Source organism: Psychrobacillus sp. L4, assembly GCF_042944905.1.
Classification (GTDB): domain Bacteria; phylum Bacillota; class Bacilli; order Bacillales_A; family Planococcaceae; genus Psychrobacillus.
In genome coordinates this window covers 1446588-1465488 of record NZ_CP168496.1, presented here as the reverse complement: position 1 = coordinate 1465488, position 18901 = coordinate 1446588, and the positions used below count along the sequence as shown (strand labels likewise).

The window sequence follows — 18901 nt, the reverse complement described above, 5'->3', positions numbered from 1 at the left end:
CGGGCTGTAAAAGTAAAAATTTTCTAGATCAAGCACATGTAAGATTTGAAACACAACTTTTATTCACTAACCAGAGTCCCTCTACATCTAGAACTTACCTTGTAGCTTTATTCATTTTCAAAATTAATCTGACTTCCGATTTTAATGGAAATATACTAAAATAAGGAAAGTTGATTGGCATCTGGAAGGCCTTCTAAACAGCCCATTTGATCCATATATTCAATTATCGTTTTCGACACTTTTCCTCTTTGTTGCAGGTCCTCTTTCGATAGAAACTCTCCATCTAGTCTGGCTTTGACAATTTGAAAAGCTACATTTGTACCTAAACCCGGGATAGCATTAAAAGGGGGAATTAGCGTATTTCCTTCGATTATAAATTCACTAGCATTTGATTTATATAAATCGACTTTTTGCATTCTAATACCACGTTCTGACATCTCAAGACCAATTTCTAATACTGTAGCTAAACTCTTTTCTTTCGGTGAGACATCTAGACCTTTTGCATTGATTTCATCCAATTTTGCACGAATCGTTTGCGAACCATTAATCATAGAAATTAAATCAAAGTCGGATGCTCGCACGGTTAAATATGCTGCATAGTATAGAATTGGGAAATGCACCTTGAAATATGCAATCCGAACCGCCATTAATACATAAGCAGCCGCATGGGCTTTTGGGAACATATATTTAATCTTTTTACAGGATTCTATATACCAATTAGGTACTCCTTCTTTTTTCATTTCTGCCTCAAACTCCGGAGTTAATCCTTTTCCTTTTCGAACAGATTCCATAATCTTGAATGCTAACGATGGGTCAAGACCTTGATAAATTAAATAAACCATAATATCATCACGACAACCAATAACATCCGACAACTGACATGTACCATTTTGGATAAGTTCTTGCGCATTTCCAAGCCATACATCTGTTCCATGGGAAAGGCCAGAAATTTGAACAAGCTCCATAAATGTAGAAGGTTTTGTTTCTTCTAACATTTGACGAACAAAACGAGTACCAAACTCAGGAATTCCTAGTGTACCTGTTTTACAATCAATTTGTTCTTCGGTAACTCCTAGAGATTCAGTTCCACTAAAGATTTTCATCACTTCCGGATCATCAGTAGGGATTGTTTTAGGGTCAATTCCCGATAAATCTTGAAGCATTCGAATAACAGTTGGGTCATCATGCCCTAGAATGTCAAGTTTCAGTAAATTATCATGAATCGAATGGAAATCAAAATGGGTTGTTTTCCATTCAGAATCTTGCGCATCTGCTGGGAATTGTATAGGCGTAAAATCGAAAATTTCCATATAGTCAGGAACAACTATGATTCCGCCAGGATGTTGTCCAGTTGTCCTTTTAACTCCAGTACATCCTTGCACTAATCGATCAACTTCTGCTCCACGTAGCGTTAAATTATTATCATTCGTATATCCTCTTACATAACCATAAGCAGTTTTTTCTGCCACTGTTCCAATTGTTCCTGCTCGAAATACATAATCTTCACCAAAAAGCTCTTTCGTGTAATTATGTGCAGTTGGCTGATACTCGCCACTAAAGTTCAAGTCGATGTCCGGGACTTTATCCCCCTTAAATCCAAGGAAAGTTTCAAAAGGAATATCCTGTCCATCTTTTACATAAGGTGTATCACATTTGACACAATTTTTATTTGGCAAGTCAAACCCAGATCCTACAGAACCATCTAGAAAAAACTCAGAGTGCTTACAATTTGGGCATACATAATGTGGAGGCAGTGGATTAACTTCCGTAATCTCTGTTAATGTTGCAACTAATGAAGAACCAACTGAGCCCCTTGACCCAACCAAGTAACCATCATCTAGTGATTTTTTTACTAGTTTATGCGAAATCAAGTAAATAACAGCAAATCCATGTCCAATAATAGATGCTAATTCTTTTTCAATACGCGCCTCCACAATTTCTGGAAGCTCTTCTCCATAAATTTCTTTACCTTTTGCGTAAGTTAACGAACGGACTTCATCGTCCGCACCTTCAATTTTAGGAGTATATAAATCATCTTTAATAGGTTTTATATCCTGAATGGAATCTGCAATTTTTTGAGGATTGGTCACAACTATTTCTTTCGCTAATTCCTCCCCTAAAAATGAAAAAGCATCTAACATTTCGTTTGTTGTTCGGAAATGTACTTTAGGTAACTCATGTCGATTCAGTGGATTTGCACCACCTTGAGAATTCACTAAAATTTTTCTGAAAATCGCATCATTTTCATGTAAGTAATGAACATTTCCTGTTGCCACTACAGGTAGGTTTAGTTTTTTTCCTACTTTAATCATCTTTCGAATTATATCTTCTAGATTCCATTCATCCCTTACTAGTTCCAGTTCAATTAAGTGAGAATAAACTTCTTTAGGCTGAATTTCTAAGTAATCATAAAACTTTGCAATCTCTTCTACTTGTTCAAGCGGTTTTTGCATTAAACCTTCAAATACTTCCCCTTTATCACAAGCAGAACCAATAATTAAACCTGCACGATGTTTTTGTAAGGTAGATCGTGTAATTCTGGGTACTCTGTAAAAAGTAGAAATATGTGAAAGCGACACTAATTTAAATAAGTTTTTCAATCCCTCTTCATTGACCGCTAAAATAGTACAATGTGAGGGTCTTGCCCTTTTGTATGAATCACCTTGCCCAATATGTTTATTAAAATCATCGTGGAACTGGATATTTTTTTCCTCCGATTCCTTCAATAGATGCATTAATAAATATCCTGTTGCTTCACAGTCAAAGATTGCTCTGTGCGCTTGTGTTAGCTCAATATTAAACTTTTTACATAGAGAACCAAGACGATGTGTTTTTAACTCTGGATGTAGAAATCTTGCAAGCTCTAATGTGTCAATTACCGGATGTGTAAAATGGTCAATGCCACATCTTCGATATCCTTCATATAAAAAGCCCATATCAAAAGAAGCATTATGCGCAACGATGATGCCATCTCCTATAAAGTCATAAAAATCTTTTATGACTTCTTCTATTTCAGGAGCATTGCGAACCATTTCATCTGTAATACCAGTAAGTTCAATTGTTGTAGCAGATAATGCATGGTGAGGATTTACAAACCGCTCGAACTTTTCAATAATGTTTCCGTTGTACATTTTTACCGCTGCAAGCTCGATAATTTTGTCATAAGTTGCAGACAAACCAGTTGTTTCTACGTCGAACACCACAAAAGTAGCATCTTCTAGTAATATACGTTGTTCTTCATAAGCAATCGGAACTCCATCATGAACGAGATTTGCTTCTAATCCATATAAAATCTTTACCCCATTCTTTTTCCCAGCAGCGTATGCTTCGGGAAATGATTGAACATTTGCGTGATCTGTAATGGCAATTGCTTTATGTCCCCATTTAGCTGCTTGTGCAACAAGTGAAGAAACCGATGATACGGCATCCATCTGACTCATTGGTGAGTGTAAATGCAATTCAACTCGTTTTTCCTTTGCTGTATCTAGACGTACCGCTGGATTTATCTCGCACATATCTTGCGCCATTATGATTAAATCACGCACAAACGTATCATTTTGAACAGAGCCTCGTACCTTGATCCACATTCCTTTTTTCAATCGTTCCATCATCTGTGCATCTTCTTTATCACGCGAGAACATTTTAACAAGTATAGAATCTGTGTAATCGGTCACTTTTGCCGTCAATAGAGATCTGCCACTTCGCAATTCTTTTACTTCCACATCGAATACAAATCCTTCGATGGTCACTCTACGCTCTTCATCTTGTATTTGACGAATTTCCAAAATAGGCTCTTCTTTCTTAAGCGGGATACCTAGTTGGAATGGACCTTCTGCCTCTCCTTCTGATCCATTTTCCTGTCGATTTTGTTCTCTCTTCTGTAAATCATCTAATGCTTTTTTCCCTAATTCTTCCTCTTCTAATTTGCGTTGTTCTAAAAAGGCGAGTTGTGCTTTCGCAAGTGCTTGCGTATCTTCCACTAAGCGAAAATCGAAAGCCATTTTTGGGAATCCAAAATTTACGTAAGTATCTCCTATTAGCTCCACGTATTTCTTTTTAAATGTTCGCAGTTCCAGTTCCTGTCCACATGTAAGTTGTATTGTTTGCCCATTCCATTCAGGTTGTTGTTGAAGTAAACGATCTTTAAGGGGGGGGGCCATGTCGCTTAATTCTTTCATTACCGGAATCCAATATTCTTTAATTTGTTCTTCTGATACTGTGGAGGTTTCACTATCTATTGTTAAAAGTACGCTCGCAATACCTGTAAATTTCTCCTCTAGCCGTTGTCTTAAAATTGTATAAACATTAATCGGAAGAATCGCCGAACACCGAATGTGAAAATGCCATTGTCTCACTTTTTTATGTACCGTAAACCGTGTGATGGAAGCATTTTCGAAATGTTTCACAAAGGAATCATCGATTAAATCGAGTTGTTGCAATAATATATGCATTCTTGTTTTGCCATCTTGCATGATAATTCCCTCCCTTAACTACTTATAACAGAAAAAGAAAGGAAAGTTCAGCATATCGAACTTTCCCTTCTTGTCGTTTTTTCTCTAAAAGAAAAACCTTTGTATATCGTTCCAGGTTACTACAACCATTAATACCATCAAGAGCATGATACCAACAAAATGCACCATCCCTTCTTTTTGCTTATCGACCGGCTTTCCTCGAACTGCTTCAAATAGGAAAAATAAAAGACGACCACCATCTAGTGCTGGTAGTGGTAAAAGATTCATAATCCCTAAGTTGATACTTAAAATTGCTGCCCAATGCATTAAATTAAATACACCGTATTGCGCAACTTCTTCTGTTGCTTTATAAATACCTACTGGTCCTGACAAATCATCAATTGAAAACTTACCAGTAATTAATGAACCTAATAATGTAAATATTCGCTTAGTCCAATCATATGTTTGCTCTGCACCAAAAGCTACAGCCTTAATCGGATTCTTTTCTAACGGACTTACATATTGAACACCAATTTGCCCTAGTTTTTCTTTTCCAGAAGTTACTTCTTTAGGAATCATCGAAAATTCTAAAGTTTCTCCTTTACGATCAACCGTAAAGCCCATTTTTTGATTGGGGCTAACTTTTACTTCTTCAGACAATTCATCCCAAGTTGAAATAGGACTTCCATTAATTTTGGTTACCAAGTCGCCATCTTTCATTCCTGCTTGTGCCGCAGGACCATCTGCTACTACCGTCGTAATGACTGGCTCATAAGTAGGGACTCCTTGTAGTAAACCTAATATTAAAAAGATGAAAAATGCTAAAATAAAGTTAAAAAGTGGACCTGCAAATATAGCCATCGATCTTTGACCAACCGTTTTAGACCCAAATTGACGATCATATGGTGCGATAAAAGTCTCGTTGCTATTTTCATTTATTCTCGCGTTTCTCGCTATTTTATACCGAACGAAACGTTCCTCTTCATCGTACCCTTCAATGAACATTTCGTTTGTTAAATCAGCTTTCTCTACTTCTAAGAAAAGCATGTCTGGGAATTGCTTATTTTGATTTAAAGCAATTAAGTCGATTTCATTGTCATTATTTACATGTATGCCTAAACGAAACCCCGGTTGAAGTTCAACGGAGTCCATATCTTCTCCAGCCATTCGCACATATCCACCTATTGGTAATAATCGAATTGTATAGAGCGTTTCTCCTTTTGTCATTCCAAAAATTTTTGGGCCCATCCCAATTGCGAACTCTCGTACCATAATTCCAGCTTTTTTCGCAAAGATAAAATGCCCTAGTTCATGAAAAAAAACAATGCTACCAAAAATTATTATAAACGCAATGGCCGTCTCCATTATACCCCACCTTTATTATCAATTACGTCACCCAGTAATTGCTTCCGCTTCTCTTTGTTCAGCTCCGCAGAAAACATTTGCTTCCGCAGTTACTTGTCTCACTATACCAGTTGCTGATTAAGCTAAGATTGGATGTCCCATATTATTTTCTCATTTTATCATGTTTTGAACATTTTTTCTTGTTTCAGCATCAACATGTAATATCGTTTCTAAATTTGGTCTTGCAATGTTGACATGTTCATTCATAGCACGCTCTATCAATTCATCAATTGTTAAAAAAGCAATTTTCTCTTGTAAAAATAGGGCTACCGCTGCTTCATTCGCTGCATTTAATACCGTAGTCATTGTTCCGCCAGCTCTTCCGGCATCTATTGCAAGTTTTAAAGCATGATATCTCTTATAGTCTATTTCTTCAAAATGCAACTTTCCAATTTCTGCTAAATTTAATCTTTTCGCGTTTGATCGTTCAAAACGGTCCGGATACGACAGTGCATATTGAATTGGCACTCGCATATCAGGCGTACCTAGTTGCGCGATTACGCTTGTATCATTAAACTCCACCATAGAATGAATGATACTTTCTCTATGTAATAAAACCTCAATATCGTCATATGAAGTATTAAATAATACATGAGCTTCAATTACCTCTAGACCCTTATTCATCATTGTGGCACTATCAATTGTAATTTTCGCTCCCATAGACCAGTTCGGATGATTTAATGCATCTTTAACCGTTACATTTTTTAATTCTTCTCTCGTATGGTCGCGGAAACTCCCACCAGAAGCCGTTATGATTAGCTTTGATATTTGGGATCTTTGTTCTCCATTCATCGCTTGGAAAAGCGCTGAATGCTCACTATCTACTGGTAAAATTGGAACATTATTTTCTTTTGCTGCTTGCATAACGAGATGCCCAGCTGTGACAAGCGTCTCTTTATTTGCAATAGCAATTGTTATACCTTTTTTAATTGCCTCTAATGTAGGTTTTAATCCAACACTTCCAAGTACAGCATTCACAAGTACATCTGCATTCGTATTTGCTGCTACTTGAACTAATCCTTCATCTCCAAAAAAAACTTGTAGTTTTGGAAATTCCCTTTGTAATTGATAAGCATCTTCTTCAAGTGCAACAGAAACTACTTCTACCTCAAAATCCTTTAATATCTCTCGAGTTTTACTTATATTTCTTCCTGATGAAAAAGAAACTAATTGGAACTGATTTGGATGCTCTTTAATTATATCCAAAGTTTGTATCCCAATAGAACCAGTCGCTCCTAATAAACTTATTCTTTTTGTCATGATTTAATGTCTTCTCCTTATACAAAATGTAAAAAGTGCAATAACGGAATGACAAAAAGCAAACTGTCAAAGCGATCTAATATCCCACCGTGTCCTGGTAATATCTTTCCAGAATCTTTTACATTATAATGTCTTTTTATAGCTGATTCTACCAAGTCACCTAGCTGACCAAAAATGGAAGCAGCAATTGTTATCCCAATTAATATTATATAGGATGAACTAAATGGAGTTATCCACTGTAGTATGAACGCTGCAATTATTGCGCAAACAATTCCTCCAATAAATCCTTCTACAGTTTTGTTTGGAGATATTTCTGGCCATAGTTTTCTTTTCCCAAATTTTCTACCAGTAAAATATGCACCCGAATCTGTTGTCCAAACGACAACTAATGCGAATATAACATAAGTTAATCCAATCTCTCTAGTTTCAATGAAATAGTAAAAGCCAATTCCAACATATAAAGTGGCCATTATAGCAAATGCAGCATCATCAAATGTAAATTGATTTTTAACAAAAACGGAATAAATTAGTAATAGAAAAACTGCTACAAATAGCCATTCCGTTTTTGTATGTCCTGTTATTTGTGATAGATTAACTGCAATTGAATTAGGAATTAGTAAAACGAATAAAAGTAATATAGATATTAGTCCTGCAATGGAATATAATTTAATGCCTTTCATACGCAAAAGCTCAAATAACCCAATCGCTGCCATGAAGTAAATCAATATATTGAAAAATGATCCACCTAAAAATACAATTGGAACAAAGAACGCAGCTGCGATTGCTCCCGTAATGATACGTTGTTTCAATTAATTTCCTCCCCCTTTAGACCGCCGTACCTTCTATTTCTTGTTTGAAAGCTTTCGATTGCCTCAAGTAAAGAAGATTCATCAAAATCTGGCCATAAAGTATCTGTAAACCATAATTCCGTATACGCAAGCTGCCAAAGCATGAAGTTACTTAAACGCACTTCTCCACTTGTCCGAATAAGTAAATCTGGTTCTGTTAAATCTTTTGTCATTAAATAACTATCTAGAAGTTTTTCAGAGATACTATCAGCTGTAATTTTCCCTTCCTGTACTTCATTTGCTATTTTCTGCACTGCTTGAACAATTTCATCTCTGCTACCGTAATTTAATGCAAAGTTTAAAAGGAGACCGTCATTATTTGCCGTTTGATTCATCGCATTTGTAACCGCTCTTTTCGTATGCTCCGGTAATGATTCAATATTCCCCATCATGTTCACTCGTACGTTTTGCTCTATTAACTCTGGTAAATAAGTTCCTAGAAATTCTTCTGGTAATCGCATTAGAAAATCGACTTCCAATTTCGGCCTTTTCCAATTTTCTGTGGAAAAAGCATAGAGCGTGAGCGTTTTAATACCAAGTTCATTTGCAAAACGGGTAATTTTTTTCACTATTTTCATGCCTTCGTAGTGACCTGCAATACGTGGTAGGGTTCTTTTTTTTGCCCATCTTCCATTCCCATCCATAATAATAGCAATATGGTTAGGTAACTGTTCTTGCTGAGCCTTAGCTTTTCTGTCATTCATATCTTTACTTATCGTTTTTTCATTCTTACGAATAAGTTTTTTTAGCATACTGAATCCCCCACCTTAAACCAACTCGGAACATATATATTCTATCATATCAAATTTCGCCTTATTTTTCTTCATTAATATTTAGAAAAGCGCAAGACTTTCATGATTAGTAAGATTGTTATAGAATACTTTAGTTTATCTCTTGAATGTAAAAAGACGTCCTACTAAAAGGACGCCTTTTGCAAATGAAAAGTTCAAAGTTAAACTTCCAGAATTTCTTTTTCTTTTTCTTTCGTAATTGCATCTATTTTTTCGATATTTGAATCAGTGAGTTTTTGAATCTCTTCTGTGTAGCTTCTCAAATCATCTTCTGTAATATCCCCAGATTTCTCTAGTTTTTTTAGATCGTCGTTGCCATCCCGACGAACATTTCGAATATTAACTTTTGCTTCCTCAGCCTCTTTTTTTACTTGTTTGACCAGTTCTTTACGGCGTTCTTCCGTTAGTGCAGGAACAGCAATACGAATGAGTGAACCATCATTTGTCGGTGTAATACCTAAATCTGACTTCATGATTGCTTTTTCAATGTCACCAAGAATTGTTTTATCATATGGTTGGATGGTTATTAATCGTGCTTCAGGAGTTGCAATTCCAGCCATTTGATTGATAGGAGTTGGTGCACCATAATAATCTACAGAAATTTTGTCAAGCAAAGCTGCACTTGCACGACCCGCACGGATTGTTGATAGTTCTCTACTATAAACTGAAATCGTTTTAGCCATTTTATCTTTTGTTTGTTCTACTACTTGTTTCGGCATTATCTATTCCTCCTAACGACTGTACCAATAGTTTCCCCTAGAACAGCCTTTTTAATATTTCCCTTTTCCATAATTGAGAATACAATAAGTGCAATATCATTGTCCATACATAATGTAGATGCAGTAGAATCCATCACTTGTAAGCCTTGTTGGATCACTTCAATAAATGTAAGTACATCATATTTAACTGCTGTTTTATCCATTTTAGGATCAGCAGAATAAACACCATCCACATTATTTTTAGCCATAAGAATTACATCTGCTTCTATTTCAGCAGCTCTTAGTGCCGCCGTTGTATCTGTTGAGAAGTATGGATTTCCTGTTCCAGCCGCAAAAATTACTACTCGTTTTTTTTCTAGATGACGAATTGCTTTTCTACGTATGTATGGTTCTGCAACTTGGCGCATTTCAATAGAAGTTTGCACACGAGTTTCGACACCTGCTTTTTCTAGTGAATCCTGCAAAGCAAGTGAGTTCATCACTGTAGCCAGCATCCCCATATAATCAGCAGTCGCTCGGTCCATTCCCATCTCGCTTCCTACTTTTCCTCGCCAAATATTACCGCCACCTACTACTACTGCAACTTCGACTCCAAGCTCCACTACTTCTTTTACTTGTTCAGCCACAGATTTAATAATTTCCGGTGATAGCCCAAAACCTTGTTCTCCAGCTAACGCTTCGCCACTTAGTTTTAAAACGATTCTTTTGTATTGTGGTGTACTCATAGGTATCCTCCGCCTCTTTTTCTTGAAAAATAGGGAACACAAATTAAGTGTTCCCTAGCTGTTCTTAATTATATTGTGAATAATAAAGAAAATCATAGGAACACCAAGATGTGCCTTGCGCTTTTCTTATTAGTTACCTTTAACTTGGCTCATAACTTCTTCAGCAAAGTTATCTTCACGTTTTTCAATTCCTTCACCAACAGCATAACGAGTGAAAGATTTTAAATTACCACCAGTTGATTCAACAAAAACACGCACTTTTTGATCTGGATTTTTAACGAAAGATTGGTCAAGTAAGCAAACATCTTCGAAATATTTCCCAAGACGACCTTCTACCATTTTTGCAACGATATTTTCAGGTTTCCCTTCATTTAACGCTTGCTCTGTTAGTATTTTACGTTCATGTTCCACTTGTTCAGCAGATACCTCATCACGTGAAATAAAAGCAGGGTTTAATGCAGCAATATGCATTGCAACATCTTTCGCTGCGTTTGCATCAGTTGTTCCTTCTATCACCGTAAGAACCCCAATACGTCCCCCCATGTGTAAATAAGGACCAAATGTATCTGCATCTGTTTTTGTTTCAATTACAAAACGACGTAGTGTAATTTTTTCTCCAATTTTAGCAATTGCATTTGAAATTAAGTTTTCAACTGTAACACCTTCTTGGATAGTTGAAGCTAAAGCTTCTTCTACTGAAGCTGGTTCAGTTGCCACTAAATGTGTAGCTACTTGTTGAACTAATTGTTGGAACGCTTCGTTTTTTGAAACGAAATCTGTTTCTGCATTCATTTCTAACAATACAGCTTTGTTCCCTTCAACTTGAATAAAAGTAGTACCTTCAGCAGCAATACGATCTGCTTTTTTAGCTGCAGAAGAAAGACCTTTTTCACGTAAAAAATCAATTGCAGCTTCTAAATTACCGTCTGTTTCTACTAAAGCTTTTTTACAATCCATCATACCTGCACCAGTTTTTTCACGCAATTCTTTTACCATTTGTGCTGTAACTGCCATTTAAAATTCCTCCTAGTACATATAAATTCATTGTCTCAAAAAAAGGTGATAAGAGGTTTGGCCGCTTATCACCTTTTACTTACATGTGTCTTACTCAGCAGCAACTTCAGCTGGAGTTACTTCTTCGTCTTCACCTTGTCTTGCTTCAAGTAATGCATCCGCCATCTTAGCAGTTAATAATTTTACTGCGCGAATTGCATCATCATTTGCAGGAATTACATAGTCGATTTCATCTGGATCACAGTTTGTATCAACAATTCCTACTAATGGAATGTTTAGTTTGCGAGCTTCTGCTACAGCAATACGCTCTTTACGTGGGTCAACTACAAACATTACATCCGGAACAGCTTTCATATCACGAATACCGCCTAAGAATTTCACAAGACGTTCATGTTGTTTTTTAAGTTGAACAACTTCTTTTTTAGGAAGAACATCAAAAGTTCCGTCTTCTTCCATTTTTTCAATCGCTTTTAGACGCGCTACACGTTTTTGAATAGTACCGAAGTTTGTTAGAGTACCACCTAACCAACGTTGGTTGATGTAGTAGTTACCAGAACGTTCAGCTTCTTCTTTAATAGCTTCTTGCGCTTGTTTTTTAGTACCAACGAATAGAACTTTCCCACCGTCTTGACCAACTTGACGCATGAAGTCATAAGCTTCTTCTAATTTTTTCACCGTTTTTTGAAGATCGATGATGTAGATTCCGTTACGTTCAACAAAAATGAATTTTTTCATTTTTGGATTCCAACGGCGAGTTTGGTGACCAAAGTGTACACCAGCCTCAAGTAATTGTTTCATAGAGATTACTGACATGATTATTTCCTCCTGTTTTGGTTTAGTCTTCCGCATTCATCATTTTTCATTAGCTACTCTAAAAATAGAGCACCTGCTAAATTCATCCGAAATGCGTGTTTATTCATACCGTATTGTAATATACCATACAAATTTAATACTTTCAACTATTAATCCTTAAATTTTAAGAAAAGCTCTACTTCTGTCTTTCCAATTTGTAAAAGTTTTGCGATCTCATCTCTATTTTTTCCTTCTTCGCTATAAAAAAGAACTTTTTCTTTTATTGTAATAGGTATTTTTTTCTCTATTGTTGCCGCAGTCTTTAAGTAACTATTCGCTGCAAGTTGTTTGGATACAAATGTTTTTGGAAGTTCGAAAGTCTGAGCTTCTTTTTCTATCACTTCACGTGGAGAAGCTCCAGATGATTTCTCCGTACGGTTCAACTCTTCTAGAAGTCTAGTATTTTCATCTTTCATCTCTGCAATATAAGCACCAAACGAATCATCTATTTCAGCTAAAACTTGTTCTTGCTTCTTTTCCAAATCATTAAACTTATTTAACTTCGCATTTAATAAAGCAATCCAATAAAAACTAAATAATTGTAGTAAAAATAATATTACTAATATAATAGATGTCATAAATACCCCTACCCGCTAAAATCCACAAAGTTCCCTTTAAAAGGATGCTTTATCTCTTTCATTTCCTGTTCTTTTTTTTCCCGTTTTTTTCTTTCCTGTTCTGCTTGCTCTTGTTCAGAATCATGTAAGTTCGCTTCCGCAGCATTATTTGCCTTGGTTACTGTTTCTCTATTTTTTTCTAGTTGTCTTGCAGAAGCAGCTTGAGCATTTGATTGATTCACAGAGCTTTGTTGTTGTAGTTGTTCTGCTATCTTACCAGCATCGAATGTTTTTGGAATTGCAATTTGGAGTTCAACACCTTTTAAACTCATCTCATTAGTTCTCCCTTTTTAGACATTCATCATTTCACTTGCTAAAAGTTTACGCAACTTAAACAAAGCTTTGGAGTGTATTTGCGAAATCCTTGATGTGGATAAGCCAAGCATTTCTCCAATTACGGTCAAAGTTAAATCTTCTGTATAAAAAAGACTTAATACAAGCTGTTCGTTCTCATTGAGCATATTAATTTGTTTTACAAGGTCTTGAAGTAATTCTTGTTTGACCATTTTCTGTTCTGGCGTTTTCTGTGAATCATCCCTAACAACGAATGATTTGTTTTCCATTTCTTCATTATCTTGAAGATTCTCATCAATCGACAATACATTGGAAAAAAAATGTTCCTGAACTGTTTGGTACACATCTTCTACAGGCATTTCAACATAATCTGCAATTTCGTCTGCTGTTGCATGTCTCATTAAAGTTTGTTCTAATTCTTCTACTTTTGCTTCTAGTTTTTTCGCTTTCTCTCTGGAAGATCTAGGAAGCCAATCTTCTTTTCTTAAACCATCAATTATTGCTCCTCTAACTCGGAACGAAGCATACGTATCAAATTTCAAGTCTCTAGAATAGTCAAATTTATTAAGCGCATCAAATAATCCCATCATTCCGAGACTCTTTAATTCGTCTCTTGAAATATTTTTAGGGATGCTTGCACCAATACGTTGCACATGATACGTAACCAGAGGGGTATATTGTCTTATTAAAGAATCACCAGCTTGAGGATCTTTTTTTTCTAACCAGTTTTTCCAAAGAAGCTGTTCTTCTGTCGAATTAAGTTTTGCCACAAATATCCCCCTTTCCGAATATATGGAATGAATACTTTAATTATATCAAATTAACAACAAAAAAGGAGAGTCGAAATATATTCGCCCCCTCCTTATACGTCTTCATTCAACATAGATTTCACAATTTCTGCATATTCACTAGATGAAGGTGTTAAATCAGATTCTTCCGTATTCGTTATTAGAATTTCTACTTGTTCTGATTCAAAGTGATCTTCCATCACAAAAGATAAAATTGCTCGTGCTAGGAATGTGATCAAAAATACTGTAATGGCAATAATACTCGCATTAAACAATATATTTTTCGCATCAAGAAATGGATACGTCGAAAAAAAATAAATACTAAAAGCGAAAAGAGATGTCCAAAAATTGGAAAGAATCGTTCCAACCATTATATTTCTCTCACTCCTTGGTTCACCGTTCGGATATTTAGCATGCAAGTGGACGGATCAAATTCAATTGTTCTGCCACTATTCCCTCCAGTATCTTCCGAAACAATCGGTATTGTATATTTTTTCAACTGTTCTTTGACTGCCTCGACATTTCTGGGACCAATTCGCATAGTGTCTCTGCTTGAAGAAAATTGAAACATTTGTGCTCCTCCAGCTATTTTTGCTCGTAGCTTAAATGGCTGCACTCCTTCTAATTTGAGTTGTTCAATCATTGCTGGTATTCCTGTATCTGCGAACTTTGCAATATTGATATTCTCCAATCTTCCTAAACTAGAGTCAGGTAGCATGACATGGACTAATCCAGCTATTTTTAATCGTTCATCATAAAGTACAACTCCAACGCATGAACCAAGACCCGAAGTGCGAATTGTATCAGGAAGTTTTGCGACTTTCATATCCGCAATACCCACTTTAACTACTTGTCCTTGTACAATCATATTAATTTACTCCTAATGCTTTAAAAATAGCTTCGAATGATTCAGGATCTGGTAATAAGAAAAAATGTCCTCTTACACTTTCTTCATTGGGAACATCTTCTTCATTAATAGCTGTATCGATTACAATGACATAATCGCTTACGTGAGAAACCTCCACTAATCCAAAACTAATAATCGCTCCTACCATATCTACACTTAGTGCAGGTACAGTAGGATAGATATTAAGTTGTGTGAAATCAGAAAGAGCTGATAAATAAGAACCCGAAAGAATATTCCCTAGTTCCTGCATTGCAGATGCACCAATTTCAGTAACTGCTCCAGTTTGGAAATCAAAATGATCATCTTGAACCAATCTTCTGATAAAACGATTAGCTTGTTCTACAGGTAATACAAAAAACATACTACCAGTGACATCTCCATCAATTCGAAGATAGATTCCGGCAACGACACTATCTGGTCCTCCCGCGAGGTCCATCATATCATCAAAAGAAACCATTTCTACTTTAGGAACTTTCATGTCTATTTTTTTATTTAGTAACGTGGAAAGTGATGTAGCAGCATGAGCAGCACCAATGTTCCCTATTTCTTTTAATACATCTAAATGCATGGAGGTAATACTTTTTTCATACATAACTTACAAACCAGACTTTATCGGATTTAAAACAAGATTTAAATGTAGAAGTATTAACAAACGACGATCTAATTTTGCAACACCTGCGATAAAGTCTTGTTCTAATCCGCCTACAACTTCTGGTTGAGGCTCAATAGCATCTGTTGGAATATCTAAGACATCGTTAGCAGAATCTACAATAACGCCAACATTCATATTTTCTAATGTAATAATAATAATTCGAGAAGATTCATTTAAATCACTTTCTCCAAGACCAAAACGATTTTTTAAATCTATAATGGGTGTAACTACACCTCTTAAGTTAATTACACCTTTTACAAAAGAAGGTGTTTTTGGTACACGCGTAATATGAATTAACTTTTCTATACCCTGTACTTGACTCACAGGAATTACATATTCTTTATCAGCTAACTGAAAAACTACTACTTTTAAACTTTTAATGTCTACTGCTTCTGTCATATAGTTTACGCATCCTTTCAAAGAGTATTTCCCTTATATTATCAATGCATTACAGTCAACAATAAGTGCTACTTTCCCATTTCCTAAAATGGTTGCTCCTGAAATCGCAAACACACTGTTTAAATATTCCCCAAGTGATTTTAAAACAATTTCTTGTTGTCCAATAAATGAGTCTACTACTAATCCAGCCAGTTTATCACCTTTTCTTACAAGAACAACCGAGTGAAATTCGTCCTCATTACTTTCTCTTGGAACATCAAACACATCTTCTAAAAATACTAATGGAACTACTTTCCCACGGAAATCAATCACTTTTTGATTGTGTGCATTTAGAATATCTGATGATCTAACAATTGCCGTTTCAATAATAGAAGATAAAGGAATAGCATAAATCTCTTCTCCAAGCTCCACTAACATGACAGAAATAATTGATAATGTTAAAGGTAATTGAATAGAAAACAATGATCCTTTTCCTTCTGTGGAAGATATATCAATTGTTCCGCCAAGTGATTCGATCGTTGTTTTCACAACATCTAAACCAACTCCACGACCAGAGACATCCGAAATTACGTCTGCAGTAGAAAAACCGGAAGATAAGATAAATTCTGCAACTTGCTTATCACTTAATGTAGATGCTACTTCCTCACTCACAAGTCCTTTTGAAATAGCTTTTTTAAGAACTTTTTGACGATTTACGCCAGCTCCATCATCTTCAATTTCGATAAAAACATGGTTTCCACTATGATATGCACGAAGCACTACTGTACCTTCTTCTGGTTTACCATTTGCTTTTCGAATTTCTGGACTTTCTACCCCGTGATCTAATGAGTTTCGAATAAGGTGAACGAGGGGATCCCCTATTTCATCAATTACAGTACGATCTAGTTCTGTATCTGCCCCAATTACTTCCAGGTTAATCTTTTTATTTAAATCTCTAGCTAGTTGTCGTACCATTCGAGGGAAACGATTAAACACCGTTTCAACTGGTACCATTCTCATGTTTAAAATAATATTTTGAAGGTCTCCAGTAATGCGTGACATCCGTTCAACCGTCTCATCTAACTCATTATTATGTAGTTCTTCTGAAATAGATTGGAGACGACCACGGTCGATGACTAACTCCTCAAATAAATTCATCAAAATATCTAAACGCTCAATATTTACACGAATCGTCTTATTTCCAACCGTTTGATTAGCTTTAGATGGACTTGACTTTTCAGATGAAGTAAGTGGAGAATCATTAGTATCGCTTGGTTCTTCCGTTTGCACTACTAATTCTTGCGTTTCTACAACTTTTTGCAACTCACTATTTTGACGGTTTTTTAATTGTTCAATTGTTACTGGATTTACCTTAACTTCTGTCACTTCAGAAACTTTCAGAAGTTTCTTTTGTACATCATCTTTTGGTTCGGAAGTAACTAAAGCAATATAAAATGTATTATCAAATTGTTCGTCCTCCAGCTTTTCTACAGACGGCGAAGATTTAATAACGTCTCCCATTTTTTCCAATAATTCGAATACCATATATACGCGAGCTGCCTTTAAAAGACAATCTTCTCGAAGTTGCACAGAAATTTCATATGTTTGATAATCTTGTTCAAATGATTGGTGAATGACGGTTAGTTCATAATCATCATAAGAAAGCAAGTTTTCTTGTGCCGATTCAATTTCTTCTTTCATTTCAACCGTAGTAGCTGCAACAGGGACTTCTTCACCTGTCTCAATCACATGCAACTTTTGAACTGTATCAGTCACGTCCAACTTTCCTTTTCCACCCACAGCGATATCTAAAACCATTTCTTCTAGTTGATCAACTGCAATAAAAACAACATCTAATAATTCAGCAGTAACATGTAATTTACTATTTCGAATTAGATCTAAAACATTTTCCATCTTATGGGTTAAATTAGCGATGTCTTCATAACCCATAGTAGCCGACATACCTTTTAACGTATGAGCAGAGCGAAAAACCTCATTTACAATTGCAATGTCTGATGGATTTTTTTCTAGTTCTAATAAATGTTCATTACAAGCTTGTAAATGCTCTTTACTTTCTTCGATAAACATTTCTAAATATTGACTTGTATCCATTAATAAACACCCCTTTAAGGCAAGTATTTTAAAATTGCTTGTGTAATATTTTCTAAATCTACTACTTCATTTACTAATTTAGTTTCTATAGCAGCTTTTGGCATTCCATAAACAATGCAAGTATTTGCAGATTCTGCAATAGCAACCACGTTTCCATTTTCTTTCAATTTCCGAAGTCCAGAAGAACCATCTGAACCCATACCTGTCATGATGATAGCTAGTTTATCGAAATCATTAAACCGGCTATTATCTTCAAATAGTACATCCACACTGGGTCGATGACCGGCTCTCGCCGGTTCCACATTGTCTAAAACAATGGAATAGACATTACCCATTTTATTTAGACGTAAATGATAACCTCCTGGTGCTATATAAGCATAACCATCTCGTAAAATATCACCATTTTCGGCTTCTTTCACTTCTATTTCCGATAATTGATTTAGCCTATCTGCTAACGATTTTGTAAATCCAGCAGGCATATGCTGTACAATAAGCACGGGAGCTTGCATATCTTTAGGAAGCTTAGTAATTACTGCCTGTAGCGCTCTAGGACCCCCAGTTGAAGTACCGATTAATACCATTTTTTTGTTTTGTTTATTCCAACTTCTTGGTTTGGTATTCAATGGAATAACAGGTTCCATAATCTTTAAATCTTCGTAAAGAATAATAGTTTTTTTCGTTTCAAGCTGAGGTCTTTTCATTTTTATAATCGACACATTCGCAGCATTTTCCACTTTTTCTACTAATTCTTTTTTTATTTTATGTAAATCTAAAGAGATCGTACCACTTGGTTTTGCGACAAAGTCAACTGCTCCATATTCCATCGCAAGGAGTGTACTTTCTGTCCCTTTTTGCGTAGTACTTGAGAGCATAACAACCGCAACTGGTGTTTCTGCCATGATTTCTTTTAAAGCTTCTATACCGTTCATTACCGGCATTTCAACATCCATCGTCACTACGTCAGGCTGAAGAGACTTTATCTTTTGAATAGCATCTTTTCCATTCCGTGCAATTCCAACAACTTCAATAAGCTTACTATCGTTAAAAAAATCCGTTATTAGCTTTCGCATAAAGGCAGAATCATCTACT

General features: G+C 35.7%; 18 protein-coding genes. All 18 read right to left on the bottom strand.

Annotated features, from left to right (window positions below):
- Positions 1 to 155: 155 nt before the first annotated feature.
- Positions 156 to 4472: a PolC-type DNA polymerase III gene (locus ACEPXG_RS06815; RefSeq protein ID WP_391208712.1), complete on the bottom strand. Its 4317-nt coding sequence runs from the start codon at positions 4470 to 4472 to the stop codon at positions 156 to 158.
- 84 nt (positions 4473 to 4556) lie between these two features.
- Positions 4557 to 5816, bottom strand: a complete 1260-nt coding sequence (gene rseP, locus ACEPXG_RS06810) for an RIP metalloprotease RseP (protein WP_391208710.1) — start codon at positions 5814 to 5816, stop codon at positions 4557 to 4559.
- Between the two features lie 150 nt (positions 5817 to 5966).
- A complete protein-coding gene (gene dxr, locus ACEPXG_RS06805) occupies positions 5967 to 7115 on the bottom strand; it encodes a 1-deoxy-D-xylulose-5-phosphate reductoisomerase (protein ID WP_391208708.1) in 1149 nt (382 codons plus the stop codon).
- A gap of 17 nt (positions 7116 to 7132) precedes the next feature.
- Complete coding sequence (locus tag ACEPXG_RS06800) at positions 7133 to 7924, bottom strand: phosphatidate cytidylyltransferase (RefSeq protein ID WP_391208707.1); 792 nt, start codon at positions 7922 to 7924, stop codon at positions 7133 to 7135.
- A complete protein-coding gene (locus tag ACEPXG_RS06795) occupies positions 7921 to 8715 on the bottom strand; it encodes an isoprenyl transferase (RefSeq protein ID WP_391208704.1) in 795 nt (264 codons plus the stop codon). Before ACEPXG_RS06795 ends, ACEPXG_RS06800 begins: the two co-directional genes overlap by 4 nt.
- A 200-nt stretch (positions 8716 to 8915) precedes the next feature.
- Entirely contained in the window at positions 8916 to 9473 is a 558-nt protein-coding gene (frr, locus tag ACEPXG_RS06790; protein WP_391208702.1) for a ribosome recycling factor, read from the bottom strand.
- The gene (pyrH, locus tag ACEPXG_RS06785; protein WP_391208699.1) at positions 9473 to 10198 is read right to left on the bottom strand and encodes a UMP kinase; all 726 of its coding nucleotides are present in this window, start codon (positions 10196 to 10198) and stop codon (positions 9473 to 9475) included. Before pyrH ends, frr begins: the two co-directional genes overlap by 1 nt.
- 129 nt (positions 10199 to 10327) lie before the next feature.
- Entirely contained in the window at positions 10328 to 11212 is an 885-nt protein-coding gene (gene tsf, locus ACEPXG_RS06780; protein ID WP_391208698.1) for a translation elongation factor Ts, read from the bottom strand.
- Between the two features lie 90 nt (positions 11213 to 11302).
- Complete coding sequence (gene rpsB, locus ACEPXG_RS06775) at positions 11303 to 12025, bottom strand: 30S ribosomal protein S2 (RefSeq protein WP_391208697.1); 723 nt, start codon at positions 12023 to 12025, stop codon at positions 11303 to 11305.
- Between the two features lie 149 nt (positions 12026 to 12174).
- Positions 12175 to 12642 (bottom strand): hypothetical protein, encoded by a 468-nt coding sequence (locus tag ACEPXG_RS06770; protein ID WP_391208695.1) that lies wholly within the window; start codon positions 12640 to 12642, stop codon positions 12175 to 12177.
- A gap of 8 nt (positions 12643 to 12650) precedes the next feature.
- Positions 12651 to 12953, bottom strand: a complete 303-nt coding sequence (locus ACEPXG_RS06765; RefSeq protein ID WP_391208692.1) for an RNA polymerase subunit sigma — start codon at positions 12951 to 12953, stop codon at positions 12651 to 12653.
- 18 nt (positions 12954 to 12971) lie between these two features.
- On the bottom strand, positions 12972 to 13745 hold the full coding sequence (locus tag ACEPXG_RS06760; protein WP_391208690.1) for a FliA/WhiG family RNA polymerase sigma factor: 774 nt from the start codon (positions 13743 to 13745) through the stop codon (positions 12972 to 12974).
- 92 nt (positions 13746 to 13837) lie between these two features.
- On the bottom strand, positions 13838 to 14134 hold the full coding sequence (locus tag ACEPXG_RS06755; protein ID WP_391208689.1) for a hypothetical protein: 297 nt from the start codon (positions 14132 to 14134) through the stop codon (positions 13838 to 13840).
- Positions 14134 to 14631, bottom strand: coding sequence for a chemotaxis protein CheD (locus ACEPXG_RS06750; protein ID WP_391208687.1), 498 nt, complete (start codon positions 14629 to 14631; stop codon positions 14134 to 14136). The genes ACEPXG_RS06755 and ACEPXG_RS06750 overlap by 1 nt, the downstream gene beginning before the upstream one ends.
- A 1-nt stretch (position 14632) precedes the next feature.
- Positions 14633 to 15262, bottom strand: coding sequence for a chemotaxis protein CheC (locus tag ACEPXG_RS06745; protein WP_391208686.1), 630 nt, complete (start codon positions 15260 to 15262; stop codon positions 14633 to 14635).
- A gap of 3 nt (positions 15263 to 15265) precedes the next feature.
- Positions 15266 to 15721 carry a chemotaxis protein CheW gene (locus tag ACEPXG_RS06740; protein ID WP_391208684.1) on the bottom strand — a complete coding sequence of 152 codons (456 nt, stop codon included), beginning with the start codon at positions 15719 to 15721 and terminating at the stop codon, positions 15266 to 15268.
- A gap of 33 nt (positions 15722 to 15754) precedes the next feature.
- A complete protein-coding gene (locus tag ACEPXG_RS06735; RefSeq protein ID WP_391208681.1) occupies positions 15755 to 17812 on the bottom strand; it encodes a chemotaxis protein CheA in 2058 nt (685 codons plus the stop codon).
- A gap of 14 nt (positions 17813 to 17826) precedes the next feature.
- Positions 17827 to 18882 (bottom strand): protein-glutamate methylesterase/protein-glutamine glutaminase, encoded by a 1056-nt coding sequence (locus ACEPXG_RS06730; RefSeq protein WP_391209816.1) that lies wholly within the window; start codon positions 18880 to 18882, stop codon positions 17827 to 17829.
- Positions 18883 to 18901: the final 19 nt, after the last annotated feature.

Excerpts from the sequence above, each read along its gene's own strand:
- ACEPXG_RS06745 (WP_391208686.1), bottom strand. The coding sequence starts at position 15,262 with ATGTATGAAAAAAGTATTACCTCCATGCATTTAGATGTATTAAAAGAA.
- pyrH (WP_391208699.1), bottom strand. The coding sequence starts at position 10,198 with ATGAGTACACCACAATACAAAAGAATCGTTTTAAAACTAAGTGGCGAA.
- ACEPXG_RS06770 (WP_391208695.1), bottom strand. The coding sequence starts at position 12,642 with ATGACATCTATTATATTAGTAATATTATTTTTACTACAATTATTTAGT.
- ACEPXG_RS06755 (WP_391208689.1), bottom strand. The coding sequence starts at position 14,134 with ATGGTTGGAACGATTCTTTCCAATTTTTGGACATCTCTTTTCGCTTTT.
- tsf (WP_391208698.1), bottom strand. The coding sequence starts at position 11,212 with ATGGCAGTTACAGCACAAATGGTAAAAGAATTGCGTGAAAAAACTGGT.
- frr (WP_391208702.1), bottom strand. The coding sequence starts at position 9,473 with ATGCCGAAACAAGTAGTAGAACAAACAAAAGATAAAATGGCTAAAACG.
- rseP (WP_391208710.1), bottom strand. The coding sequence starts at position 5,816 with ATGGAGACGGCCATTGCGTTTATAATAATTTTTGGTAGCATTGTTTTT.
- ACEPXG_RS06730 (WP_391209816.1), bottom strand. The coding sequence starts at position 18,882 with ATGCGAAAGCTAATAACGGATTTTTTTAACGATAGTAAGCTTATTGAA.
- ACEPXG_RS06795 (WP_391208704.1), bottom strand. The coding sequence starts at position 8,715 with ATGCTAAAAAAACTTATTCGTAAGAATGAAAAAACGATAAGTAAAGAT.
- ACEPXG_RS06740 (WP_391208684.1), bottom strand. The coding sequence starts at position 15,721 with ATGACAGAAGCAGTAGACATTAAAAGTTTAAAAGTAGTAGTTTTTCAG.
- ACEPXG_RS06815 (WP_391208712.1), bottom strand. The coding sequence starts at position 4,472 with ATGCAAGATGGCAAAACAAGAATGCATATATTATTGCAACAACTCGAT.
- ACEPXG_RS06750 (WP_391208687.1), bottom strand. The coding sequence starts at position 14,631 with ATGATTGTACAAGGACAAGTAGTTAAAGTGGGTATTGCGGATATGAAA.
- dxr (WP_391208708.1), bottom strand. The coding sequence starts at position 7,115 with ATGACAAAAAGAATAAGTTTATTAGGAGCGACTGGTTCTATTGGGATA.
- ACEPXG_RS06765 (WP_391208692.1), bottom strand. The coding sequence starts at position 12,953 with ATGAGTTTAAAAGGTGTTGAACTCCAAATTGCAATTCCAAAAACATTC.
- ACEPXG_RS06735 (WP_391208681.1), bottom strand. The coding sequence starts at position 17,812 with ATGGATACAAGTCAATATTTAGAAATGTTTATCGAAGAAAGTAAAGAG.
- rpsB (WP_391208697.1), bottom strand. The coding sequence starts at position 12,025 with ATGTCAGTAATCTCTATGAAACAATTACTTGAGGCTGGTGTACACTTT.